The sequence below is a fragment of the Cohnella terricola genome, assembly GCF_007786475.1.
Taxonomy (GTDB): Bacteria; Bacillota; Bacilli; order Paenibacillales; family Paenibacillaceae; genus Cohnella; species Cohnella terricola.
The window spans coordinates 35,470-61,545 of record NZ_VNJJ01000009.1 but is presented as its reverse complement, the minus strand read 5'-3'; the positions used below and the strand labels follow the sequence as shown (position 1 = coordinate 61,545).

The 26,076-nt window shown below is 52.1% G+C and carries 15 protein-coding genes and 2 CRISPR repeat arrays; of the genes, 6 read left to right on the top strand and 9 right to left on the bottom strand.

Annotated elements, in window-relative coordinates:
- Positions 1-340: 340 nt before the first annotated feature.
- Positions 341-1,066 (top strand): Fic family protein, encoded by a 726-nt coding sequence (locus FPZ45_RS16285; RefSeq protein ID WP_144704035.1) that lies wholly within the window; start codon positions 341-343, stop codon positions 1,064-1,066.
- A 177-nt stretch (positions 1,067-1,243) separates the two neighbouring features.
- Positions 1,244-2,724: a CRISPR direct-repeat array (repeat unit 32 nt; unit sequence GTCGCTCCCTACGCGGGAGCGTGGATTGAAAC).
- A gap of 264 nt (positions 2,725-2,988) precedes the next feature.
- On the top strand, positions 2,989-3,714 hold the full coding sequence (locus tag FPZ45_RS16280) for a Fic family protein (protein ID WP_144704032.1): 726 nt from the start codon (positions 2,989-2,991) through the stop codon (positions 3,712-3,714).
- 176 nt (positions 3,715-3,890) lie between these two features.
- Positions 3,891-7,158: a CRISPR direct-repeat array (repeat unit 32 nt; unit sequence GTCGCTCCCTACGCGGGAGCGTGGATTGAAAC).
- A gap of 159 nt (positions 7,159-7,317) precedes the next feature.
- On the opposite strand, the gene FPZ45_RS16275 is transcribed toward FPZ45_RS16280, so the two are convergent.
- Genes FPZ45_RS16275 through FPZ45_RS16250 form a run of 6 tightly spaced genes read right to left on the bottom strand, consistent with a single transcriptional unit; the run spans position 7,318 to position 17,991 of the window.
- Entirely contained in the window at positions 7,318-12,246 is a 4,929-nt protein-coding gene (locus tag FPZ45_RS16275) for an S-layer homology domain-containing protein (RefSeq protein WP_186438424.1), read from the bottom strand.
- Positions 12,247-12,280: 34 nt separating this feature from the next.
- Positions 12,281-13,231 carry a DUF1861 family protein gene (locus FPZ45_RS16270; RefSeq protein WP_144704026.1) on the bottom strand — a complete coding sequence of 317 codons (951 nt, stop codon included), beginning with the start codon at positions 13,229-13,231 and terminating at the stop codon, positions 12,281-12,283.
- A gap of 19 nt (positions 13,232-13,250) precedes the next feature.
- Complete coding sequence (locus FPZ45_RS16265) at positions 13,251-14,981, bottom strand: extracellular solute-binding protein (protein ID WP_144704023.1); 1,731 nt, start codon at positions 14,979-14,981, stop codon at positions 13,251-13,253.
- 58 nt (positions 14,982-15,039) lie between these two features.
- A complete protein-coding gene (locus tag FPZ45_RS16260) occupies positions 15,040-15,933 on the bottom strand; it encodes a carbohydrate ABC transporter permease (protein ID WP_144704020.1) in 894 nt (297 codons plus the stop codon).
- Positions 15,934-15,959: 26 nt separating this feature from the next.
- On the bottom strand, positions 15,960-16,907 hold the full coding sequence (locus tag FPZ45_RS16255; RefSeq protein ID WP_144704017.1) for an ABC transporter permease: 948 nt from the start codon (positions 16,905-16,907) through the stop codon (positions 15,960-15,962).
- A gap of 13 nt (positions 16,908-16,920) precedes the next feature.
- Positions 16,921-17,991, bottom strand: coding sequence for a glycoside hydrolase family 130 protein (locus tag FPZ45_RS16250; RefSeq protein ID WP_144704014.1), 1,071 nt, complete (start codon positions 17,989-17,991; stop codon positions 16,921-16,923).
- Positions 17,992-18,390: 399 nt separating this feature from the next.
- Between FPZ45_RS16250 and FPZ45_RS16245 the strand changes: the two genes are divergently transcribed.
- On the top strand, positions 18,391-19,401 hold the full coding sequence (locus tag FPZ45_RS16245) for a substrate-binding domain-containing protein (protein ID WP_144704011.1): 1,011 nt from the start codon (positions 18,391-18,393) through the stop codon (positions 19,399-19,401).
- 59 nt (positions 19,402-19,460) lie between these two features.
- On the opposite strand, the gene FPZ45_RS16240 is transcribed toward FPZ45_RS16245, so the two are convergent.
- Positions 19,461-20,456: a Gfo/Idh/MocA family protein gene (locus tag FPZ45_RS16240; protein WP_186438423.1), complete on the bottom strand. Its 996-nt coding sequence runs from the start codon at positions 20,454-20,456 to the stop codon at positions 19,461-19,463.
- 119 nt (positions 20,457-20,575) lie between these two features.
- Here FPZ45_RS16240 and FPZ45_RS16235 point away from each other — a divergent pair, with 119 nt between their 5' ends.
- From FPZ45_RS16235 to FPZ45_RS16225, 3 genes are all read left to right on the top strand, one after another.
- The gene (locus tag FPZ45_RS16235) at positions 20,576-21,379 is read left to right on the top strand and encodes a Cof-type HAD-IIB family hydrolase (protein ID WP_144704005.1); all 804 of its coding nucleotides are present in this window, start codon (positions 20,576-20,578) and stop codon (positions 21,377-21,379) included.
- A gap of 167 nt (positions 21,380-21,546) precedes the next feature.
- On the top strand, positions 21,547-22,086 hold the full coding sequence (locus FPZ45_RS16230; protein WP_144704002.1) for an RNA polymerase sigma factor: 540 nt from the start codon (positions 21,547-21,549) through the stop codon (positions 22,084-22,086).
- On the top strand, positions 22,079-22,972 hold the full coding sequence (locus tag FPZ45_RS16225; RefSeq protein WP_144703999.1) for a hypothetical protein: 894 nt from the start codon (positions 22,079-22,081) through the stop codon (positions 22,970-22,972). The genes FPZ45_RS16230 and FPZ45_RS16225 overlap by 8 nt, the downstream gene beginning before the upstream one ends.
- A gap of 27 nt (positions 22,973-22,999) precedes the next feature.
- Here FPZ45_RS16225 and FPZ45_RS16220 read toward each other — a convergent pair whose 3' ends face one another.
- Together FPZ45_RS16220 and FPZ45_RS25775 are read right to left on the bottom strand one after the other, a co-directional pair.
- A complete protein-coding gene (locus FPZ45_RS16220; protein WP_144703996.1) occupies positions 23,000-25,000 on the bottom strand; it encodes a GTP-binding protein in 2,001 nt (666 codons plus the stop codon).
- Between the two features lie 66 nt (positions 25,001-25,066).
- On the bottom strand, positions 25,067-25,996 hold the full coding sequence (locus tag FPZ45_RS25775) for a GNAT family N-acetyltransferase (RefSeq protein ID WP_246120475.1): 930 nt from the start codon (positions 25,994-25,996) through the stop codon (positions 25,067-25,069).
- Positions 25,997-26,076: the final 80 nt, after the last annotated feature.

The window sequence follows — 26,076 nt, the reverse complement described above, 5'->3', positions numbered from 1 at the left end:
CAGTACTAAGTCAATAGTTTTTTTACATTTAGAGATTATTAATCCAAATTATAGTTGCGCTTTATTGATACTCTTTCTGTTTCTATGATTTAATAGTGGTATTGGCACACCGTCGCTCTCTATACGGAAGCGTGGATTGAAACATATTGTTTATGTAGTATGGCTTGTCGAGGGGCTTCAGCCCCTCCCTTTTGATTTATAACTGACGATGCAAGCGACCGATAATTCCTGTCATTACAGCTAATACGAGTTTACTACCCTACCATACTTGGGAAAGCTTATAATAGAATTGACTGTGAGCAATATAACTCCTTGATTTTTGAAATGTGAGGTGAAATTGTTGTTTAGCTCTATTGATCAGAAAAAACAACAACTAGACTCCAAAAGACCATTTCCCATTCATACATTAAAAACTATCCGCGAGCACTTAATCGTGAACTGGACATATAACTCCAATGCGATTGAAGGCAATACGTTAACTCTATCCGAAACTAAAGTTGTTTTAGAAGGCATTACCGTTGGGGGTAAAACCATATCTGAGCATCTTGAAGCTCTTAATCATAGGGAAGCTATTTTATATATTGAAGCAATCGTAAAACAAAACCAAACTCTGACAGAATGGCAGATCAAGAGCATTCATAGTCTGATCCTAAAAGGAATTCACGACGATCAGGCTGGAATTTATCGTACGGAAAATGTCCCAATCAGCGGCACCCGACACTTGCCCCCTGACTATAGTCAGGTTCCTGATTTGATGGCACAATTTACTCAATGGCTTGAAGGGGAAGGAGTCAATTTACACCCCGTTGCCAGAGCTGCAGCAGTTCATAGTGAATTTGTAAACATCCATCCTTTCGTGGACGGCAATGGACGTACTGCTCGACTTCTGCTTAACTTTGAGCTCATGAAAAACGGATATCCCCCAATTGTCATCGAAAAAGAACAACGGCTTGCCTACTACACCGCTTTGGATGAAGCTCACACAACCGGGGATTTTTCGAGATTTATCAGTTTTGTCATACCAAATGTTGATCGTACATTCGATTGGTACTTAGAACTGCTGTAATGTTCTACGAAGTGCGAACCCAAAGCTCACATGATTTCCCCGGGGGATTCGCACCCCTTGCTACACAAGGGCTCTCGGGTTTTCAGGTCAATTTCAGGACTTTTTTCGTATCAAAAATGCCGTTTCGCACTTTTGAGCTTCAAATCCCTTGCCCTGCAAAGACTCTGTGAGCCTGCTGTCGCTCCCTACGCGGGAGCGTGGATTGAAACATTGACAATAGCGAAGTATCGCGACCGCAGTGCAGTCGCTCCCTACGCGGGAGCGTGGATTGAAACGGACTTCCGATAGAAAACGCGATCCCCCTCGATAGTCGCTCCCTACGCGGGAGCGTGGATTGAAACAAACTTAACTCGTATCCAGTTTTGCAAGGCGAAGGTCGCTCCCTACGCGGGAGCGTGGATTGAAACGCCACGGCTAAGACGGCCACAAAGCCAGAGAACGTCGCTCCCTACGCGGGAGCGTGGATTGAAACTTGTTCCTGTTGCCTGATTGAGAATTTGCAAATCTGTCGCTCCCTACGCGGGAGCGTGGATTGAAACAATTTTGTTCAACCGTCTCCGCACTTCTTGTTCGGTCGCTCCCTACGCGGGAGCGTGGATTGAAACTTTGATACCTACAGTCGCTTCCCTTGCATTGAGGTCGCTCCCTACGCGGGAGCGTGGATTGAAACTCAATTAGCATCTTCCGAGCATGTCCGCTTCTTGGTCGCTCCCTACGCGGGAGCGTGGATTGAAACTAAACTCCAAAATTGCTAAACGGGCGGCCGTACGTCGCTCCCTACGCGGGAGCGTGGATTGAAACCTGATAATTCACAAGACCTACAGCGTCGGCGGAGTCGCTCCCTACGCGGGAGCGTGGATTGAAACTTTTTCAGGTCAGCTTTCATACCTTCAAGATACAGTCGCTCCCTACGCGGGAGCGTGGATTGAAACCGACATTATCCCCGATCTGAGCCAAACGAGAAAGTCGCTCCCTACGCGGGAGCGTGGATTGAAACATTCTCTCGCCTACCGGCTTCGAGGGTGATTTTTGTCGCTCCCTACGCGGGAGCGTGGATTGAAACTTTTGGCGGTGTTCCGGCCGTTTGCTCGTATGTTGTCGCTCCCTACGCGGGAGCGTGGATTGAAACCCTTGGCTCTGGAAAAACACGGCTATGGCGCGGGGTCGCTCCCTACGCGGGAGCGTGGATTGAAACATCCGGACCCGTCTATGCAACCGGAGTCCTCAAGTCGCTCCCTACGCGGGAGCGTGGATTGAAACCCTTCTTGCGTAAAATAACGGTAAAGTAAATACACGTCGCTCCCTACGCGGGAGCGTGGATTGAAACTTCCTACAATTCCCGGAGGTACGGCCGCCCGTGGGTCGCTCCCTACGCGGGAGCGTGGATTGAAACATTAATGCAATAATAATTCATAATTTCGTTTTGCGTCGCTCCCTACGCGGGAGCGTGGATTGAAACGGCAACGGCGTTCCCATCGTGCCGAGATTTTCGAGTCGCTCCCCGTGCGGGAGTGTGGATTGAAACTTTCCTTCCCTAGCGAACACCGACTCGTCCACTCGGGTCGCTCCCCGTGCGGGAGCGTGGATTGAAACACGGTTCCCCCAGCTCAGGAGGCGTTACCGGACGTCGCTACCTATACGAGAGCGTGGATTGAAACGCCGTAGCGAGATCTATCTCAACCTAAATATCGTCTCTCCCTGTACGAAAGCGTAGATTGAAACATATTGTTAATGTAGTCTAGCTTGTCGAGGGGCTTCAGCCCCTCCCTTTATGATCACAATGTTGATGATATAAGCGACGATAATTCCTGCATTTCAGCTACCTGCAAAGTTTACTAACCTACCATCCTTGGGAAAGCTTATAATAGAATTAATTGTAAATGTGATAACTCCTCGAATTATGAATTGTGAGGTGAAACTGATTGTTTGACTCAATCGATCAGAAAAAACAACGGCTCGACACCAAAAGACCATTCCCTACCCATACATTAAAATCAATCCGCGAACACTTAATCGTTAACTGGACCTACAACTCCAATGCGATTGAAGGCAATACGCTAACCCTATCTGAGACTAAGGTTGTTTTAGAAGGTATTACCATCGGAGGTAAAACCATATCTGAGCATCTGGAAGCTCTTAACCATAGGGAAGCTATTTTATATATCGAGGAGATTGTGAAGCAGAACCATGCTTTGACAGAGTGGCAAATCAAAAACATTCATAGTCTGATTCTAAAAGGAATTCTCGACGATCAAGCAGGGATTTACCGTACGCAAAATGTCCTAATCAGCGGTGCCCGGCATTTGCCTCCCGACTATAGTCAGGTCCCTGATTTGATGGCACACTTTACACAATGGCTTAAAGAGGAAGGGGCCAATTTACATCCCGTTGCCAGAGCCGCAGCAGTTCATAGTGAATTCGTAAAAATTCATCCTTTTGTTGACGGCAACGGACGTACTGCCCGACTTCTTCTGAACTTTGAGCTCATGAAAAACGGGTATCCCCCTATTGTCATCGAAAAAGAACAGCGGCTTGCTTACTACACAGCTTTGGATGAAACGCATATAACTGGGGATTTTTCAAAGTTTATCAGTTTCGTAATACCAATTATCGATCGTACTCTCGATTGGTATTTGAAGTTATTGTAAGGTTCTACGAAGTGCGAACCCCAAGCGCACATGATTTTCCCGGGGGATTCGCACCCCTTGCTACACAAGGGCTCTCGGGTTTCCATGTCATTTTCGGGACTTTTTTCGCATCAAAAATGCCGTTTAGCACTTTTGAGCTTCAAATCCCTTGCCCTGCAAGGACTTAGTGAGCCTGCTGTCGCTCCCTACGCGGGAGCGTGGATTGAAACATAACAACGTTCCGGAAATTCCTTCAGCAGTCGTCGCTCCCTACGCGGGAGCGTGGATTGAAACGGCAAACGTGATAATTTTCGCCGGGGAAGCAGTAGTCGCTCCCTACGCGGGAGCGTGGATTGAAACACACTTTTACCCTTATATGTATCATTAAAATCATGTCGCTCCCTACGCGGGAGCGTGGATTGAAACCCTATCATCCTCCAGAGTGGTTAGTAGAGCAGCTGTCGCTCCCTACGCGGGAGCGTGGATTGAAACGTTTTGCCTGCGAACGAACCAAAAAGTGAGAATGGTCGCTCCCTACGCGGGAGCGTGGATTGAAACCCCTTGGCGATTTCCGATTTCGCCCACGCAACCTGTCGCTCCCTACGCGGGAGCGTGGATTGAAACATAATCTGGTTCGTACGTCTCCTCTGGCGCCAGGTCGCTCCCTACGCGGGAGCGTGGATTGAAACGAGAAATGCAATCTCCTTATCGATCGCCGCGAGGTCGCTCCCTACGCGGGAGCGTGGATTGAAACCCAAAGGAAACCGTCAAATCCATCCATGCATTAAGTCGCTCCCTACGCGGGAGCGTGGATTGAAACTTGCTTCCACGGGTTGGCTTGTCCGCCGCCCTTGTCGCTCCCTACGCGGGAGCGTGGATTGAAACAGCGTCCCATGACCATATCGAGAAGGATCGTAGAAGTCGCTCTCTACGCGGGAGCGTGGATTGAAACATTCCAAGTCGCCGAGCTTTCGCTCGAACTGAAAGTCGCTCCCTACGCGGGAGCGTGGATTGAAACAGCGCCTCATCAATATCTTGGTAGGTCGGATTAGTCGCTCCCTACGCGGGAGCGTGGATTGAAACCAGAATGCGCTTATATTCGGCGGTATCCTCATAGTCGCTCCCTACGCGGGAGCGTGGATTGAAACAAATAACGCTCTTTTGTACTGCCTGATATGTTCGGTCGCTCCCTACGCGGGAGCGTGGATTGAAACAATTTCTTTAATTGCTCTTTCAAGGCCGTGATAGTCGCTCCCTACGCGGGAGCGTGGATTGAAACCAAGATGCCGGGCTACGTTCTCGAGCGCCTTGCCCGTCGCTCCCTACGCGGGAGCGTGGATTGAAACCATGTAACGTATCCGGAAACGGTCGTTCCGTCTGTCGCTCCCTACGCGGGAGCGTGGATTGAAACTGCGCTCCCCAATTGGAATACATACATCGCAATAGTCGCTCCCTACGCGGGAGCGTGGATTGAAACTCAACTCTTAGATTTTTTAATACTGAACCAATGCCGTCGCTCCCTACGCGGGAGCGTGGATTGAAACTGGTTCACGGTGAATGGAACGTTATCCGTCGGAGGGTCGCTCCCTACGCGGGAGCGTGGATTGAAACTCTTTGCTCAACTGCTGCAATCTCGATTCGTCTTGTCGCTCCCTACGCGGGAGCGTGGATTGAAACTCTCGTCGACAATGCTTTTTAATTTATTGTAGGTCGCTCCCTACGCGGGAGCGTGGATTGAAACCATCATTACGCAACACCCGCCAAACTAGGCGGAAGTCGCTCCCTACGCGGGAGCGTGGATTGAAACCATTACGTTCATGTCGACGTTCCCCGGGATCCCCGTCGCTCCCTACGCGGGAGCGTGGATTGAAACTTATCCGGTGGTAGCAAGGATTATCCATAACATCGTCGCTCCCTACGCGGGAGCGTGGATTGAAACTTACGATGCTCGGCCTAACCAAAGCAGAGATTGAGTCGCTCCCTACGCGGGAGCGTGGATTGAAACATCAATATTAGCTTCCGAAGTTTCGCGCACTTGGAAGTCGCTCCCTACGCGGGAGCGTGGATTGAAACTCCCTTTGCTATTGGTAACCGAAAATCCTTCGCAGGTCGCTCCCTACGCGGGAGCGTGGATTGAAACCCACGCCTTGCGGCTCTTCTTCCAGCCTGCGCCCGGGTCGCTCCCTACGCGGGAGCGTGGATTGAAACTCCATCTTAAACCGATCAAGGTCGATAATATTTGTCGCTCCCTACGCGGGAGCGTGGATTGAAACCTCCACTTTGCCGCAGTTCGTTGACTTCACTCTCTGTCGCTCCCTACGCGGGAGCGTGGATTGAAACTAATCCAGAAAAAGGAGCATACCCGGAAATCGTGTCGCTCCCTACGCGGGAGCGTGGATTGAAACAAAAACATGATTCAGTGGTGGTGATTAGTTTGGAGTCGCTCCCTACGCGGGAGCGTGGATTGAAACAAAAAGCATATGGTCAAGCACGCTTTGAAAGCGGTCGCTCCCTACGCGGGAGCGTAGATTGAAACATTTTGGATGTCTCGCAGCACCCACCTTATACCGTGTCGCTCCCTACGCGGGAGCGTGGATTGAAACTGCGCTCTGCTGCATAGGCTTCGACTCGCGCTTGTCGCTCCCTACGCGGGAGCGTGGATTGAAACTCTAAGTTGCTTACGGATCGTCTCCATTGCTTGGGTCGCTCCCTACGCGGGAGCGTGGATTGAAACTGTTCTTTTGCGTGGTTCCTTCTGTCCTTTTTAGTCGCTCCCTACGCGGGAGCGTGGATTGAAACCTTGTACCGTGCCCCCTTTGACGTTAACGGCGGCGTCGCTCCCTACGCGGGAGCGTGGATTGAAACATCTTGGCGAGCTTCTCGGCTTCCGTCTTGGCGTGTCGCTCCCTACGCGGGAGCGTGAATTGAAACTACACTTGGTGAATGGCCTAGCTCGGAAGTTAAATGTCGCTCCCTACGCGGGAGCGTGGATTGAAACGAACGTGGTAAGGCTATCGCTGTACCATCGCCGGGTCGCTCCCTACGGGCGAGCGTGGATTGAAACGTAGCCGCAGACTGGTAGCCCGTGTTCGTAACCGGTCGCTCCCGACGCGGGAGCGTGGATTGAAACCGCCGTTAAGTGGTGTGCCGGTGATCGGGTTGACTTGTCTCTCCCTACGCGGGAGCGTGGATTGAAACCTTACGCTTATACGATGGTCGAGACCGTACTCCCGTCGCTCCCTACGCGGGAGCGTGGATTGAAACGTTTAATCGCGCTCTAGCTTGATGTAGAGCAGGTTGTCGCTCCCTACGCGGGAGCGTGGATTGAAACAATTACAAACGAATCCGGAAACGTTCGATTTGGATCGTCGCTCCCTAAGCGGGAGCGTGGATTGAAACATCATGCACATAGCTCCCGCCCCGGAATCCGTTTGTCGCTCCCTACGCGGGAGCGTGGATTGAAACAGTGAGGTCTTTCTCGGCCTTGTAAAGTTCCTCGGTCGCTCCCCATGCTGGTAGCCCGTAGCGGATTCTCACCGCCAATTTATCGCCCATGCCGGGCACAACTAAACAACCTTAGTCCGGTAAAGTACCGAACTAAGGTTGCATAGTGCTCTACAATTCTTACTCCGATTCCAAGATTCGCAGAAACTTCAACAGCATGACCGCCGCTTCTGCGCGGGTCATGACATCGTTAGGGCGAAGGCGCTTACGATGATCTCCCTGCAGCAGACCTGCCGAGATGCTCTCCGATAGGCTCTCGACAAACATCGGGGAGACATCGGATTTGTCCGCGAAGTCGTCCAACCTTCCCCCTCCGGCAGGTGTCGTTATCGATCGTTGCTTCAATGCCCGCATCAGTATGGCCGCCGCTTCGGAACGAGTAATCGGCGCCGCCGGTGCGAATATAGTCGACGTTCTGCCCGTTATAATGCCCGCTTCCAATGCGGAAGCAATATCAGCCGAATACCAACTCTTCTCACTCACATCAGTGAACGGCTGTCTCGCGTCCGGGTTCCTCAGGCCAATCGCCCTGACGATCAGGGTCGTCATTTCCGCTCTAGTCAGCTGCGTATCCTTGCCGAAAAGCCAATCGTTCACCCCGTTTACGACATGTCTGGCAGCCAGCTCGGAAACCGCCGCGTAAGCCCAATGCGCCACCGGCATGTCTTGAAAGGTTTTGTCGTATTCCAGAACTCCGTATTTGCTAAAATGGCTCGCGCCGACTTTCATGAACCCGGATTCGAGCTTTCCTCCCGCATACTCCAGTCTGCCGTTATCGCCAATAAAATAAATTCCCGACAATGAAGAATTTACGCCCGGTCCGATCTTCAACGCAACCGGGAGAGGATTGGCGAAAGTATGAATCTTCAAGGGAGCTTTACCGGATTTTACAAGACTTAAAGTGAATTCATAGAGCGGACTTCCCTGTCTCAGCTTTGCCTTAACGGATGGCGCGAGACTTTGTATGAGAGCAGCAGCGGCTCCGTCCTCGACTCGGCTCGCTCCAAGATAAAGCGTCCAATCGTCAAGGCCAGCGGCTTTTGCCCTTTCGAATAACTCCGCCAGCACATCCGGCGTTAGCGTAATCTCGAATTGCTGGCCCGCCAGCACGATCGGAAGAGACATCGCTTCTTTCAGAACTTCTTGAGAAATCCGAACGGAGTTGTTCCCTTCGGGTATCGTCACCTTTATGGTTTTAGATCCGTCTTTAGGTAGCTGAAGAAGCTCCTTCGTCACGACCAATATGCCCTTCTCTAGGGAATCAGTCGGCGTTAACGTGCCGCCTCCAACCCCGCCAGCCGACCCGGGGGAGTCGGATGAGCCTCCTCCGCTTGCGCGATCAATCGTAATGGCGCCTGTCGCTTCGCCAAGCGCTGTAGCGACTCTCACCCGGTAGGGGCCTGGAGTCAGAGCGGTCGGTATTGCGAGCGTGGCGGCAAATCGCCCTGCGGAATCCACCTGCGCCTCCACGGATCGACCGAATGACGTTATCTTAACCTGCTCGCCGCTGACGGAAGCTCCGTCCGCCCCCATAACTGTGCCCTGGATGCGCAATCCGGACCCGGCTTTTACCGGTGCAGTCGGTAACGCTAAGCTAATCCTGTGCCTTCCGTCCACTTGCTCAATGGTTCCAACCGTAAGAGAACCGTTCATGCCGTCACGAAGCACCTTCGCCGTTCCGCCTCCCGGTAGCGCATACGTTGCGTAAGAGTCTACAGGGTAGAGAATGAGTGCATCGATATCTGCCGGAACTGCCGGGTCGGGATTCTTCAAATCTAATGTTACGGCACCTTGGGGCAAATCCACCGTATCGATTCGTTTGATTTGGACGGCATCGCCGACCGAACCTTTTAAGGATACCGTCGCCGGTTCAAGATGATTGAATCCGATCTTTATATTGGCGTCCGGATTCACGATGTAACTCAACATGACATCGTACTTTCCTGCCTGGGGCACCTCGATGTTGAACGATTTGCTCTGTCCTGCGGGCATTTGCACATAACTGGAACCGGAAAGATCAGTATTCGAGTATCGGATTTCCGGCACGCTCATTTTGTAGATTTTCCCTTCGGTCACCGTGGCATAACCTTCTTGCGGCGGAGTCTTCGTGGAAGTCGCTCCGAACCCAACCTCCAGTTTCACCGCTCCTTCAGGAATCTTGGCGAGCGGCGTCGTCTTTACCGAACTTGCTCCCGCATACCAGGTACGAGGATGATAGTTCATATCGCCCGCATCCGCTATCCGCACTTTATCCCCGTTAGCCAAGACCGCGTAAACCTCGGCCTTCAGCGAAGTATCGAATTCCACCCTTGCCGAGAACTCCAGCTTTACCGCATCTCCGGCTTGGAAGTTACCTACTCCTCCTACCGGAAGTTCGGTCTTGATCGATCCATTGTTAAACAAACGGATATTATTGTAGCCGGTCGCAGCCACGAATAACGCGTTGGATCCCATCCAACCGGGATAAACCTCCCGCTCGCCCCCCAAATGTTGAGCATCCTCGTAAATTTTCAATTCATCCGTACCCGAGTCAACATTCTGCTTGACCAGGGCGACGTTCGGATCGTTTAATTCACCGTTAGGGAAAGGCATTCTCTCGTCAGGCGGTGCCACGCTTTTGTACAAATCCTCTATCTCTATCGTCACTGCACGAGCGGCCGCCATCTCATGGGCGAACAAGTACCGCTTAGCAATCGGATTTTCGAGTACCCGCACAAGGGCGCGAATAGCCTCGTCAAGCGATTCGGCACCGCTGTTGATGTTGACCTCTGTATCGTACAAGCCGTCGTACGCATAACCTTCTACCTGGTTAAACATCGGAAAATCGCGTACGTTGTTCCCCGTCCACCAGGAAGCCGCAATTCCTGCAAGCTCCGCATACTTCTCTTTGCCCGTGACTTCATAAAGCGCAAGCCAATTGTCTACATAACTCGCCGTTCCGTAGTTGATCAGCGGATAAGGCTTCTTGTTCGGGTGCATCGTCTCCGCGCGGCCCGAGATCAGCAGATCGCCTAGAAAGCTATCCGCAGCATGCTCGGCCGCTTCGATCCATGCCGGTTGATCGGCAATTTGTCCTGCATATGCCATAGCGCGCACCTGAATGCTGCCCCATTCGTCCCAATTGTAAAGCCCCGGAACGCCATTATAATGGTGCATAAATCCGCCGTATGGAAAATCCCTGAAGTCGCCGAATTGAGCGATCGCCACTCCTTCTCCCAGCTTGCGGACGGATTCGCGAATGGCAGCTTTGACCGAGGCATTATCCGCCACTTTGTAGTGTACTGCCAGCGCGTCGATCGCCGCGGAAGTGAGCCAAGTATCCCCGAACAGCAGCCACTTGGCCATGCGTATCCCGTTAACGTCGACATATTGGCCATAAGAAGGATCCGTATTTTCCTTTAGCCGTTTCAAACAAAGCGCCAGCCGTTCCTTCACCCTGGCGGCCAATTCGGAGTCTTCCGCTTTCAGTTTCGGCATCGCCGTTGCCAAAGCTTCGTAGGCGCGTACCGCCCACCAACTAAAGCTTTTTTGCGAAGAAGCGCTGTCTTTCGGTCTAATCGTGCCGTCCGGGTCCCTCACGACAAAATTATCGAAGTCCCCGTCACGATGCTGCATCCACATCAGAAACTCTAGACCGCGCTTGATTTTGCCGTAGCTGAACTCGTCGCCATACATGCCGTAATGCTCCGTATAAGCGATGACCGCGCGGGCGACGTCGTCCACTGCCGCAAAGCCCTCCTGCGGATCGCCCACCCACGCATATCCCTTGGATAGATCGCTCCGATCGATCGGCTCAGAATACAAATGGGTTACCATCATCGGAACTCCGTCGATCGTAATATCCTCGTTCATAAACGTAAAATGCTTCATGTTCAAATAAAACTCGTCATTATGATGCAGCGCGAATTTTTTAAAGTAAGACAAGTCCTTGGCGGTTAACTGACCATCCCGGTCAAAATCCGCCCTTGCATCGAACAGGCCGCTTGCGATCCTCTCGCTCAGCCAGGCTGCATCCGCCTCATCCACGATTCCATCGCCGTTTAAGTCGTATATCGAGGATGCCGCCCTTTCCGCCGTAAGGGATAATCCCTTCAACCGAATAGGGACGCTCGTATCGTTATGCAATTCAATCCATAGCTCCGACGAACCTTGGCTAATGATCCCCTCGTTGGCAATCACGTTACCGGATGAGACGAACCATTTGCCGCGAGCGGTTCCGGCAATGTCGTTCAAGTCCCTCAACGTGTAATGTCCGTCGTTCAAGCGAACGAACACGCCATCTGTCCGGTTCACGCCCGACGGGACAAACAAGCCGGCTTGAACGCTAACCTTGTCCCCGACCTGCGGCATGGTCAGCGAGTTTCCAACCGGCAGACTGCGCCAGGCAGCCGCGCCGGGCTCGAGATAAACCGCTGTTCCCAATGTCGCCTTTCCATTGCTTTCCCAATTGCCTTCGAAAGCCTGCGAGAAATCGCCGTTGGGCACAGCATAAGCTTTGACACGATTCTCGGCGTCAACGCCCCACACTTCGATGCGGGATACTTCAATCGTTCCGGGAGTATCGTTGTGCAGTTCGATCCACAGCTGGTCTTGATTCTCCGGAATACGGCCCCCCGCATTTTTGATATGCGACGTCAGTTCGACCGGAATCTCGCGCACCGCGCCGGACAGACTATCGATCTCAGCCAGTTGATCGCCTGCCACTAACCGGATAAGCACGTTGTCGTCCGTCGTGACATCGCTGCTTAGCGTTGCATATACTTTCGCATAAACGGTGTCTTTTACGCTTGGCCCGTCGGCATTGCCGGTGATGGCGAGAGGCTGCCAGATCGCCGCCCCCGGCTTCAATTCAACAACATGCTCGGCCCTGATTTTATCGAATAACCCATCCGTGTTGTTGTTGTCCCACCCTGCTAAACCTTGGCTGAAATCGCCATTGACCACATCATAAGCAACTTGAATCGTGTCCCCTGTCTCAGCGCTGACCGAAGGTGTCCATGCAGGGATTAACAAGATCAATGATAATAGAAAAGCTATTAGCCTTTTCACGATCATCCCTCCCCATTATTACACCCAATCCCCCTCAGAGACGCTCATACTCCAAGAAAGGATCCTCGATTTCAATCCGGTAGGCTTCCGCATCGCTTGCACCGACGAACAAATCCGCAAGTCCTCCGGATTTACGGACAAGCCCGCCGCTGAAGACGACATCCGCCAAATCTGGCCTCTTGGCGACTCCGGCCGGAAAGTTACTGCGCATAGCAATGATTTTCATAGGTGATATTTCCGAAGTCTCGGGGTTAATCGCAAACGTCATAGCACGATATCTTCGATCGAATCCGTCGAACTCGGCAATATGTCCAAGCACGCCCACAAAGCCATTCCCGAGCAGGTGAGCCTCGTTTGCACCTCCCCATTCCTGCGGTGAAAACTGATGTCCGAACGTCGGCGCGCTTGCGATGATCTCAGCCGTGATATCATCTAACGTCGAGACTTTCGTAAACCCAATGACGCTGCCCGGCCCTCCTCCGAGCAGACCGCCCGGTCTGGAAAGAACGCCAACCTCGCCGCTGGACAGCTCAATTAGCCTAATATCCTTCATCCTGTCCGGACCGGTCAGGAACGGCTTTAAGCTTAACGCATCCGGTCCCCGGTAGAATCGAGTCTCCCAAGAGACGATCCGGTCCGAGTCGAACGAATCTTTAATCAGCCCTACCCCTCCGAAGATCAGCTCGCCATTCATTCTTGTAAAGAACGGATCCTGCAGATCATAAACGGGATAATCGGGATGAGGCGTCCATACCTCCCCTTGCCGCCGGAAGAAAAGAACGTTCGACCATTCGGTCGTCCGTCCCTCTACCCGGCCTGCAAGGATCAATTCACCGTTATCCCTAAAAGGCGCCGTTATGTTGTACACGTCCTTATCTCCGACACCCTCGAACTGAAGCCGTATCCCTATATTCCGGCTTTCATCTCTTTTGAAAGCTTCCACCAGTTCCTTGTTGGTCTGGTAACCGCTTCGGTGCTGTATCATCGTTTACTCCTCAATCTCCCTATTGACCTTCGTACGGATTGGTCTTCAGGAATTCGTTGAACTGCTTTTCTAATTCCCCGCGCACCTTCGCGTAACCGGCTTTGTCGAACTCCTTTTGAACCTTGGCCAATGTTCCATCGATGTCGTCAGTGACGCCGTCGCCGATCGATCGGAGCAAGGATTTCACGTCGTTCAGCTTCGCCGTTTCGTTCTTTACGTTGTCCGTAACGAAATTAAAGCCCGCGGATAGTTTCTTAAAGAAGAAGTTCGTGTCGCCGAGGTTATTCAACGTCGTCACCACTTCGTCCGGCGTAGCGGCATCATAACGAACCATCGTTGGATTCCAAGTCAGCGTAAATCCCGGGAAATTATAATTGCTCGCAGCATCTACGCCTGCAGGGATCGAATATTTGGAGTTGCCATCTGCCGTCCAGTGCTTGCCTTCTATGCCGAATTCGAACAAATCGTGGTTCTTCAAATCCGAGAACAACCAGTCGAAAAACTGCATCGTACGGTCGATGTTCTTGGAGTTGGAAGGGATCGCGGCAAAATTCCAAGCTTTGAAATCGCTGCCCACCGCTTTAGCCGTGCCGGTGAGATATCCCGGGTTAATAATGAAGTAGCCTAATTTCGCTCCGGGAATCGCGGTTTCGAGCTGTTGCTTCTCCGATGGATAAATATCCAACGTACGAACGACAGAAGCCGCTTTGCCCGACATGAACTGTCCGTCCGGATCTTTCTGAGCTAAGATGTCCTTCTCCAGATAACCTTTCTTATACCAATCGCGGGTCATTTTGAAGCCTTCCAACGGGTCGACCGACTTTAACTCATCGGGAAGAAGCGCTACGTAATCCGGATCGCTCCAAGGATTGATCGTCTTGGCGACGTATAACGTTCCGTCCGGTTTAATCGCGATGCTGCTGTTCGTGCCCGCAACGCTCGTCTCATAATTATGTTTCTTGGTGATCGGCTGAACCATCGTGAGCAGCGTGTCGGAAAGCATATCCTGGCTGCCGTTCCAGGTGAGAGGGATCATCCCTTTCTCGTTCGCCACGATCCCATCGTAGTATTTCGTTAAATCTTCCACGGACTTGATCTCCGCGATTCCGTATTTCTCCGCAAGGTCTTTGCGATAGTAGATCACCCCGCCGCCATCAAACCCGTGCGTGAAAGGGATGCCGTAGATGTGCGACTCGCCGTTGGCGTCTATGAAGCTATTGTTTTTCAGATACTCGGGCGTGAACGCTTTCTTAAGTCCTGGGTACTGATCGTTATTGAAGTAAGAGTCCAGGTTGGCCAATTGGTTCTTGGCGATCATCTGATTGATGTTCGGCGCTGTCCATTGCGCGACAAAGGCGCTGTCCACTTGCTCGCCGCCTGCAAGCTTCAGGGATACCTGCTGTCCGATGTTATCGAACGTCGTAAAATTGAATTTGAGCTTCGTGTTCAAAGTATCTTTCGTGTCCGCGTAAAATTGGTCCAGCACCGCCTGCAAATCGTTGACGTTCGCGGTTCCCGATGGCATGTAAAATTCCAACGTCACTTCCTTAGGTGGAGTTTTGGCGGATTCGCTTGGCTCGCTCGACGCGGATGCGGATTCTGATGGAGATGCGGATGGGGATGCGGACGGCGACGAGACGTTAGGAGAATTCTCGTTCTTTTCGCCGTTCTTCGAGCATGCCGCCAATGCGGATAGCAGCAGAATCAGCGCCAAGGCCAATGCCGTGCTTTTACTTTTCATTCTAAACATCGTTAACCCTCCCGGAATTGAATACTATGCTAACCGGCAAAGCCGGCAATAGCCTTTCTCAACCTTTCACGGCGCCGATGGTCAGTCCTTTAATAAAGTATTTCTGGAGAAAAGGATAGAGCAGAACGATCGGACCGATCGAGACCATTGCGGTCGCGACCCGTATCCCGATGGTCGGTACCACTTGCCCGCCCAGCGCGGCTCTTGCTGAAGCGCTTAAAGAAGAATTCAGAAACTCCGCCTGCTGTTGCAGTCGCATAATCAGATACTGCAGTGTATACAATTTCTGTTCACTGACGAACAGAAGCACCCGGAACCATTCGTTCCAATACCCGATGGCGGAGAACAAACCGATCGTGGCCAGAATCGGCATCGACAGCGGGAGAATAATCTTGAAGTAGATATAAATCTCGCTTGCTCCGTCGATCTTGGCGGATTCCGCCAACGCTTCGGGAAGAGTCGCGAAGTAATTTTTCATGAGAAACACGTTAAAACCGTTCAGGGCGGCCGGAATAATGAGCACCCAAATCGTGTTCTGCATGTGCAGGAAGCGAGTCGTCAGAATGTAAGTCGGAACAAGCCCTCCGTTAAAGACCATCGTGACGTAGCAGAAGAAGGATAGGCTGTTGCGGAATTTGAACGATTTCACGGACAACGGATACGCAAACGAGCTTGTAAGCATCACCGTAAAAATAACGCCCGCGATCGTGGTGAGTATGGTGACTCCGTAGGCCCGATAGACGCTGCCCGTTCCCGTAAAGATCAATCGGTAGGCCGTCAGGTCGAAGCTTCTGACCCAGAAGCTATATCCGTTGCGGATTAGTTCCTGCTCGTTCGTGAAGGAAGCCATTAAAGCAATCCACATCGGGATTAAGCACATTAAAGCAAATAGGCCGATTGCGAGATAAAAAACGGTCATTATCGCTCGATCTCCGGCAGTTTGGCGATACATAGCGGCGGCACCTCCTCTCGATAGGGTTAGAACAGCGCGGAATCCTTCGACATTTTGCGAGTAATGGCATTCACGGAAACGACAAGCACAAATCCGACAAAAGCTTGGAATAACCCGACGGCGGAGGACATCCCGATGTCGTTATTCATCCGAAGCGCCCGGTAGACGTACGTATCGATGACATCCGTAGTTGGCCTAAGCAGCGGATTATCCCCGATCAGCGCGAAGATCATTCCGAAATCTCCATAGAAAATACCTCCGACAGAAAGAATCAGAAGCATAATCGTCGTCGTCTTGAGCATGGGAAGCGTAAGGTAGATAATCGATTGAAATCTTGTCGACCCGTCGATCCTGGCAGCCTCGAACATCTCCTGATCCATGCTCGTTATCGTCGCCAGATAGATAACCGTGCCGAAGCCGACGCCTTTCCATAGCTTCAGCATGACGAGGATGAAAGGCCAGGTCGAAGCATCCTGATAGAAATTAATAGACTCTAGTCCCAAAGCGTTCAAAATTCCGTTAATGACGCCGGTATCGGTAGAGAAGATCGCGATGGAAAATATTGAAACAACGGTCCAAGACAGGAAGTTCGGCAGAAACATAAACGATTGCGCCAGCTTCTTAAACCTTTTGCCAGCGACTTCGTTCAATCCGATGGCCATGAAGATTTGCACGGCAAGACCGGTGAGGATGAACAGGCTGTTCAAGTAGATTGTGTTGAACGTGATGCCCAGCCAATCTCCGGAGCTGAAGAAGAACTCGAAATTGTCCATGCCCACAAATCGGCTCTTCATGCCGAATAGGCCGGCCATCGGATTGTAATCCACGAAAGCCAGATACAAGCCGATCATAGGCAAGTAATTAAATACGATCAGAAAAACAATCCCCGGCAAAGTCAGCAGGTACAGATACCGGTTTTTCAGGATTTCGCGCCAAAACGATTCCTTGCTTTTAGTACGTACCGATGATTGCACCCCGAGATCCTCCTTAGCGCCTCGTCGGATTGGTTGCCGATCGAAGATTCAGATGAGCTAGAATATGATCAAGCGAGATCTCCGCATAACCGATGCATGTATCGCTCGCGCCATAATAGATCTTTACGATCCGGTTCTCGACTAGAACGCCGCATGGGAAGACGACATTTCCGAAAAAGCCCTCCGTTTCAAACTTTTCCTCCGGCTGCATGAATGGACTTATGCTTCTGGCGATCACTTTCCAAGGCTCATCCCGATCTAGCAGCAGAGCTCCTAGGCAATAGCGATTATTCTTGTCCGCTCCATGGTAGATCTCGAGCCAGCCTTCTTCGGTATCGATCGGAACGGCGCTCGCTCCGATCCGCCCGTCGTCCCAGCTTCCTTCGCGCAAGCCTGCCAGATGACGGTGGTTCCCCCACATCTGCAAATCGTTAGAATCCGCAATCCACATCTCAGGTTTACCGTAATGAGAAAAGGAAGGACGGTGAATCGCATAGTATTTGCCGCCGATTTTTCTCGGAAATATGACGACATCCTTGTTGTCCGGATGAAATATATTCCCTTTGCGATGAAAGGTGGCAAAATCCTTCGTCGTCATCAACCCGGTGCAAATTCCGTACTCCGAAATGGCTGAATAAGTAATATAGTAAGTGTCCTCGATTTGCGTAATTCGAGGATCCTCGATCCCGTAAGCTTCGTAGATCGAACCAGGCAAAATCGTAGGCTTGTCGTCGATCTTAAAATGGATGCCGTCTTGGCTGCGGGCGACCCGAAAATGCGAGATGGACGTTAAGTAACTTTGCTCCGGCGTCCTGATCACCCTGACATCCGAGAAATCGCAATCGGCGGTTCTGGCAATCGTCCGGATCGTCATCCGGTCGGTCGCGGCATCGTAGATCGGCGTGGAATAGGCGGCGGGATTGTCGTTAATTGGTCTCTCCGCGACGCGCAGCAATAATAGGACCTCATCTCTGTACTTGGCGACTCCGGCGTTAAACACTCCAATCACTTCCCAATCTTTATTGGAAGCGTTAACATTTTTCGGTGTAATGATCGGATTTTGATTCGATCGCGTGATTGTCAATTCGTTCTCCCCATTCCTGCTTATTCCGAAATTTAGCTAAGTTAGGATTCCCAGAGTTAATGACATTAATTATTTTACCTTATTTTACCTCATGTAGGCATTGTAATTTAAGTTAAATTAATTTGTCAATTAAATTTGTAAAGTAATTTTTAGATGACCAAATCGTTTAGAATTCGTAAAAAATCACTTCATATTCTTAAATATTAACTTCGAAAAGTATCGGGAAGGTAACGCCCAACCCTTGATTTCACTTTGTTCCTTTCACTATTTCGGGTACATTTTCGTTTTCTCGATTTGTAAAGTTACTTTTTGTTTATTCTTTATAGAATTGACTTGTAAAGTTACTTTAGTTAGTATTCTATGAAGAGAGATTATTATTATTCTTAGGAGACTGCTGACATGCAATCGGGGAAAGTAACGTTAGATACCATTGCAAGCTTGTTGGGCATTACGAAAGTAAGCGTCTCTAAAGCGCTGAATAATCAACCCGGCGTAAGCGAGGAGCTGCGGAAAAAAATCGTCCAAGCCGCAGGCGAGCTTGGATACATACATAAAAATGCGGCCAAATTGTCCAAATCCGTCTCCAAACTAGGGATAATCGTTCCTAAACGCTTTTTCCTCGATACGGATAACTTTTACACGAAGATTTACTATTATATGAACCAGGAATGCACGCAAAGAGACATTAGTCTGTCTATTTATTTGCTTGATCCGGAACAAGAGCAGAACGGAAGCCTACCTCTCTCGCTCGCTCAGGACTTGTCAGAGCTTAACGGCTTGTTCATCGCTGGCGAAGTGAGCGACGCCTATGTCGAAATGCTTGCCGGCTATCCGTTCCCGGTCGTCGCCATCGACTTCTATAAATCGGATATCGCGCTGGACTGCATTATTCCTGACAACTTTCAATCCGGCTACGCCGTGACCAAATATTTGGTGGACAGAGGCCACCGGGAGATCGGCTTCGTCGGTAATCCGCGCTACACGACAAGCGTCATGGATCGGTACTGCGGGTATCTGAAAGCCCTTAACACTTACGGATTAGAGCCGAATCGGGAATGGCTGCTCGTCAACAACGACGACAACGGCTCGTATTCGGTCGATTTCGAACTGCCCGGGAAGCTTCCGACCGCGTTCGTATGCCATTGCGACATGGCGGCCTACAAGCTGTTGCTTAAACTGCAGGCGGAAGGAATTTCGGTCCCCGACCAAGTCTCTTTGATCAGCTTCGACAACACGGATTTAAGCCGGACGGTCGTGCCCGCGTTAACCTCCGTGAATATTGGCAAAGAGGATTTCGCGATCGAAGCCGTCGCCCGAATGTTATTGTGCATCAAGCATCCGGATACGCCGCCGAAAAATATCTATTTGCAGAGCAAGATTATCGAACGGGACTCCGTCAAAAACTTATAAAACAGCTTAACGGCATAAAAAAGAGAGAGCATCCAAATTCGATGCTCTCTCTTCGCAATTTAATTCATAATTACCCGCTCACGCTTGCGAGCCGATTCCAGACAAGCGTCGATCAGCTTCATGTTCTCGACCGCGTCTTGCGCAGAATATAATGGTGCTTCTTCGCCCCATACGACGCGCGCGAACTGGTCGGATTGCGCCACGTAGGCGTCTACTCCGTAAGGACCTTCGATCCGGGTTTTGCCCCCGGCATAGATTTCGATCGTATCGGTCTCTTTGTTCGGAAGAAACGACGGCTTCAGCACGATCGTCCCGTCTGTCCCGACGATCTCAAGCTCGTTGCGGAACGTCGCCCACATGCCGCAATCGAACGTCAGGGCCACGCCGCCCTTGAACTCGACCATGCCCGAGGCCATCATGTCCACGTCGTCGTGCTCCGGAGAGAACAGCGCGTGCACCGTCGCCGCTTCCGGCTCGGCGCCGACGATCCAGCGCGCCGCGCTAAGCGGATAGACGCCGACGTCGTACAACCCGCCCCCGCCCCACGCCTTTACTTGGCGGATATCGGTTCGGTTCGCCGCGCCGTTATACGTGAACACACCCCGGATCGCCCTTAGTTCGCCGATCTCGCCGCCGGCAAGTATTTCCTTCACTCGCGCGATGCGGGGATGGTGTCTATACATGAAAGCTTCGGCCAGATGCACGCCGGCTTCCTTGCAGAAGTCAACCATCTCTTGCGCTTCCGCGGCGTTCAGCGCGAGCGGCTTCTCGCACAGGATGTGCTTGCTGGCCTTGGCCGCCGCGATCGTCCACTCCTTGTGCAGATGGTTCGGGAGCGGGATGTACACCGCGTCGATATCCTTATCGGCCAACAGCGCCTCATAACTGCCGTAATATTTCGGAATGCCGAACTCCTCGGCTTTTGTTCTGGCCTTCTCCACGTTCCTGCTGGCGATGCCGACGAGCTCGCCCGTCTCCGACGCCTGAATGGCAGGAATAACGGCGCGATCCGCGATCGCAGCGCAGCCGAGTATTCCCCAACGCAAACGCTTCATATCCAGTTCCTCCTTTTATCACGGATTATTGCTACCATTATAGCACGCCTGTCTCTCTTTTCGATCATGATTATTTGGGGTACAATGGGACGATATAAGAGACAGAAAGGGAGAGACAGATGCCATACCGCTTGATTGCCATGGACCTGGACGACACTTTGCTCACAGACGAATTGACGGTGACGGAGGCGACCCGCCAAGCGTTGAACGAAGCGATCGCCCGCGGCGTTCATATTACGATCGCCACGGGAAGAATGTTCGATTCCGCACAGAAAATCGCCCGCCAAGTCGGACTTAACGTTCCGATCATCACCTACCAAGGCTCGTTAATCAAAAACCTGCTCGACGAAGAGGTACTCTACGAGCGCTCCATTCCCGTAGACGTCGCCGGCGAGCTATACGAATATTGCCAAGCTAATGACTTGCATCTGCAAAGCTACATCGACGACAAGCTGTATGTCGCTGAAGATAACGAGAAAATCAAAGGCTATGCCGCGCAATCGAAAATTCCTTATACAATCGAACCGGATTTCCGCCGTATCATCGAGCACCCTAAACAGACGAAAATGATCATCATTGACGAACCCGCCAAGCTGGACGTAATGTTGCCCGCATTGAAGGAGCGGTTCGGCTCCCGCGTTCATCTGACCAAATCGAAACCGAACTACCTCGAGTTCCTGCATCTCGAAGGGACGAAAGGCCATGCGCTTCGTTTCCTCGCGGCCCACTATGGCATTCCGATGGAAGAGACGATCGCCATGGGTGATGCGATGAACGACCACGAGATGGTCGAAGCGGCCGGTTTGGGCGTCGCGATGGACAACGCCGTACCGGCGCTGAAGGAAATCGCCGACTACATTACGCTGAACAACAACGACGACGGCGTCAAGCACGTGATCGAGAAATTCGTCTTGAACGTTTAAGCGAGAAATAGAAACGGAAACAATTCTGCTATGAACTGAAGAAGATCGCCCCTTATCCCGCCTTCTTGGCTAGGATATTGGCGATCTTCTTTAGGTTCTGGCAGTTTGCGGTGGCGCAAACCATTTGAACCGCTCGAACGTGTTACGTTTGGAAGGGAGGGAAGCCGATGGAAAAATCCTTGTTACGTGCGAGCAAGGAAATGATCGACGATCCATACGCCGAAAATCCGAGGTTCGCGCTGCCCGATGCGTACGATCGTCACGTCGACACGGTGTACCGGGTGTGCTACTCGCTGATGGGCAACAGACAGGACGCGGAGGACGCGACGCATTCCGTCTTCGTCAAGTTGCTTGAAAGCGACAAGCTATTCAACGATTCCGAACACGAGAAGGCATGGCTCATTACCGCCGCGCAAAATCATTGCCGCGACCTGCACCGTAAATGGTGGAAAAAAAAAGTCGTCGATCTCGACGCCGGTACGTTGAAGCTTGCGTCGACGGACGCCGTCCGCGATCGGGATTTGGAGGACTACCTCCGCAAGCTGCCGCCGACGAACCGACTGGTGCTGTATCTGCATTATTACGAAGGCTACAAGGTGAACGAGATCGCGGAGATGCTGAAGCTGAACCCGAATACGGTCAAAACGCAAATGCGCACCGCCAGAAACCGACTGAAATTGGAAATGGGAGAGGATCCGCGTGAATAGGGAAAAATTGACGAAGGTATTCGATCGAATGGGGCCGGACGAGGCGCAACGGTCGCGGATGCGACAGCGCCTGCTGAATGGCCTTCAAGAGAAGGAGCATGCGCACGGCGATGCGACAGCGACGCGGAGCCGGCGGCGGGGCCGTCGCTCGTGGATCGCCATTCCGGCAATCGCCATCGCTCTGGCGTTGTTCGTCCTCCCCGGCATCCCGTTCGGGAGCGGGGAGACTTCGGCCTACGCCATTAACGTCAAGATGGGCGAAGGCGATGCCGTGTTCAAGTTGGCGGATTACGGAGACGCGACAGGCGAATCGCGCACGTACGTCAGTTACGTCGATTCGAGACCCGGGTTGGAATTTTACGTGGAGGGCGATAACATCGCCAAGATCGAGATGTCGACGGAGAATGAGTATCTGTACGCCGTGGATTGGACGAAGACGCAACAGGAAAAATATTGGAATCAGGACGTCTACCAGAAGTTCGACGAGGAGCGCCAGGTGTCGATAGCCGATTTTAACCTTCTGTACGACAAAAAGATGACGATGACGTTCGACGAGAACTTCCGCGACTACGACAAAATCTGGTATCGGTGGACGGCGTGGAACATGCACAAATGGGCCTCCGCGGACAACTTCTCGCATTTTCTCGGCGCGGGGCAGAAGCCGGCGCCCGATGCAGAGCCGAAAGAAAAAGCAGAGATGGCGGGCGGGAATGGATCGGGCATCGGACATATGCAACTGGAAGACTATCCGGACGAATTAAAGAAAGATCGGATCACGATTGCGATCACTGACCGCAACGGGCATCGCACGACAAAGGTGATTGCCGTCAACGTCGCGAACAACGAATTAGGGCAAACGGTCGTCACCGCGAGATTGTTGCGTTAAACAAGGACATTCGCCGGTTCCGTTTTTTTAACCCTGAGACAACGCATTACGAGTCGCTAGAATGTACTTGGACGTGTCTAGCGGGTTGACGCCGCGCCGGGTACGTTCCGCTTGAACGTCCGGCGGACATTCCTGGTAGCCGTCGAAGAACGTCGTGAGCGTTCCCCGACCCTTGGTCATCGAGCCAAGCCGCGCCGGAAAATCGAGCGAGGTCGCCACCGGCAGCCTGCCTTCGATCTCCATGCGGCCCTGCCGGACGACGGGTGTATCAAACTCCCCGCGCATGACGGAGAGCTCGCTCATCAGCTTGCCGCCGTATTCCTCGGGGGTCGACAGTCGGAAGTGAAGCATCGGCTCCAATAGCTTCGTGTCCGTATTCGCCAGTCCGTCCATGATGCCCATCGGCGTCGCGACGACGAAGTCGAGCGGATGGGTATGCCAGACGTGGTGCTCGCCCTCGATCAGCGTCACCTTCAGATCGGTGACCGGCCAGCCTTTCAACCCTTGCTCGAGCGCCTCGGGCACGCGACGGGCAACTTCGTTCTGATAACTCTCCAGCAGCCGCTCCGTACGCACGATTGAGCGGTACGAGAGCCCGCTGCCCCGCTCGCCAGGCTCGATGACAAATCGCAAAATCGCCCAACAAGGCTTCGGCATCGTATAAGCGACGAAACCTTCGCCTTGCTTCGCGGGCGTTTCCTTGTAGATCACCGACGGCGCTCCGAAGGTGACGGACAGGCCGTATCGACTCTTCATCATCTCCATCAGCACCTCAACTTGAATCGGTCCCATCACCCGAAGATGAAGCTCTCGGTCTTCTGGCAGCCACTGCACGTCCAAATGAGGATCCTCGTCCGCAAGCTCCTGGAACGCAGCGACAACGGCGGGATACTCCGCCTCGTTCGCCCAATGCGACTGAACGGCAAGCAGCGGTTCGGCTAGCCTCTTCTCGCCAGGCACTCCCTCTTCGGAGCCGATAATATCTCCGATTCTTGCGCGGCTTAACCCGCATACGACAGCGATATCCCCCGCGTTCAGAATTCCGACGTCTTCGCTGCGCTGCCCGTCCATTTTGCGAATCTGCGTCACCTTCTCTTCGATTCCGAGCGCGCGATGAAGCACGGTGTCCCGATTCCGAAGGACGCCGCCGTACAACCGAACGTACGCGATTCTGCCCATCACCGGGTCTTTGTCCAACTTAAAGACGACCCCGGACAACGGCGCGTCAGTCTCTCCTTCCGGAGCAGGCAATAGGTGAACGATCGCATCCAACAGTGAATCGATGCCTATTCCGCGATTCGATGCTCCGTACAAAACCGGAAAAATCCCGGATTCACGGATTTCCGAACGCAGTACCGGCCATAGCTCGGTGTCCGCCAAATCCCCTTGCTCGAAGTAGCGTTCAAGCAGCGCGTCGTCCTGTTCGGCGACTTTTTCGACCAACCGTTTTCTCTCCGCCGCATGCTCCCCGGAGATAGCCATGCTCCCAACATAGGATAATAACGGATCCGGTTCCGCGAATTCTCCTTCGACTCCCCCGAATGCCTGCACGGGAATCGCGTCCGGGGACAGCAATCTGCGGATTTCCTCCAACACCCGGTCCGGCTCCGCTCCAATCCGATCCATTTTGTTCACGTAGATCAATGTCGGAATGCCGAGATCTCTTAACGCCTGCCAAATCACTTCCGATTGCGCCTGAACGCCCTCGACTGCGGACAGAATAAGCACGGCTCCGTCCATGACCCGAAGCGATCTTTCCACCTCGGACAGAAAATCGACGTGTCCCGGCGTATCGACGAGATTAACTTGAATATCGTTCCATACGAATCTCGTTACCGCCGACCGAACCGAGATTCCTCTCGCCCGTTCGACCTCGAGCCAGTCCGTCTGGGCCGTGCCGTCGTCCACGCTGCCTAGCGACCGAATCTTTCCGCTTCGATATAACATTTGCTCCGTAGTCGTCGTCTTGCCCGCATCGACATGCGCGAAGATTCCGACGTTCCTCAGCTTTTTCCCCGGTTCGTTCATATTCCTTCCCCCGCAAGCGAGAAAGGGATGGCTATACGGCCATCCCTCCCTGATTATCAAAGTCAACTATTCCCAGAGTTTCTTCTCCATAGTCAGAGCTTTCACCGTACCTGCCGGACGAACGACCAGCTCTTGATCCACGATCTCATAGCCCATATCCTGATACAGCATCAGGTTGTTCTGGACCGATTGTCTCACTTTGCAGCGGCTGATCGTAAGTCCTTTGGAGACTCCCTGCTTCTCGATCCATTTGATCAATTGTTTCGCATAACCTCTTCTGCGTCTATGCGGAACGACGGATAAACGGAAGAAGTAAATGGTTTCTCCTTCGTACTTAAAGCGCACCATCGCCGTTGCCGTATCATCCTCGTACAAAATCGCCGCGGATTCGCTTCCTTCTCGAAGAGCTTCCAGCACCGATTCTTCCGTCTCTTCAAGGGCGCTGGATGGCGGAGTCGCCGTCCTGTACTCCTCGAACGCCATCATCATCAGCGAATAGACCGTATCCGCATCGTCCGCAGTCGCTTCGCGTATGTACACTTCCGGATCCTTCTTCAGCTTGGCGAGCGGTACGGTTGGCGCTTCGTCCGGTTCGTCCAATGCGGCCTTGTCGGCTTCGTCGCCGTCATCAGACAGATTTTGAGCCGGCACTGACGTCGGCCCCTCCCGGAAATATTCCCGGGTCTGTCTCAAGAAGAAGAAAAACACGATGAGGAGCGACAGCATAAATTGAATTTGATCCGGAGAAAACCATAAAATAACTAGACTCACAAGTATCGAAGGAAGCATCTTTCTTCTCTTCACGAATCGAAGCATAAGGAAAATAGATACGATCACTAGCAAGATTCTGATGATTAAAAAAGTAATGTCTCCGTTTGACAGACTGGCATAATCCTTGAAGCTGATTAACGACCATCCCATCATCACGACAAACGAAATGAGCTTAAAATAAAGAATCAAAGTTATCGTTCGAATCGTAGTTGGCGCTTTTGACAATGTTAGTCCTCCCTATCTGCTACCCTGCGATGAATTCTGTGAAGTAAACCTGCGATTGTTGTTCTAATCGATAATTATAG

Bases quoted from the DNA above. Each gene is read 5' to 3' on its own strand.
- FPZ45_RS16245 (WP_144704011.1), top strand. From the start codon at position 18,391: ATGCAATCGGGGAAAGTAACGTTAGATACCATTGCAAGCTTGTTGGGC.
- FPZ45_RS16270 (WP_144704026.1), bottom strand. From the start codon at position 13,231: ATGATACAGCACCGAAGCGGTTACCAGACCAACAAGGAACTGGTGGAA.
- FPZ45_RS16265 (WP_144704023.1), bottom strand. From the start codon at position 14,981: ATGTTTAGAATGAAAAGTAAAAGCACGGCATTGGCCTTGGCGCTGATT.
- FPZ45_RS16220 (WP_144703996.1), bottom strand. From the start codon at position 25,000: ATGAACGAACCGGGGAAAAAGCTGAGGAACGTCGGAATCTTCGCGCAT.
- FPZ45_RS16260 (WP_144704020.1), bottom strand. From the start codon at position 15,933: ATGTATCGCCAAACTGCCGGAGATCGAGCGATAATGACCGTTTTTTAT.
- FPZ45_RS16235 (WP_144704005.1), top strand. From the start codon at position 20,576: ATGCCATACCGCTTGATTGCCATGGACCTGGACGACACTTTGCTCACA.
- FPZ45_RS16240 (WP_186438423.1), bottom strand. From the start codon at position 20,456: ATGAAGCGTTTGCGTTGGGGAATACTCGGCTGCGCTGCGATCGCGGAT.
- FPZ45_RS16230 (WP_144704002.1), top strand. From the start codon at position 21,547: ATGGAAAAATCCTTGTTACGTGCGAGCAAGGAAATGATCGACGATCCA.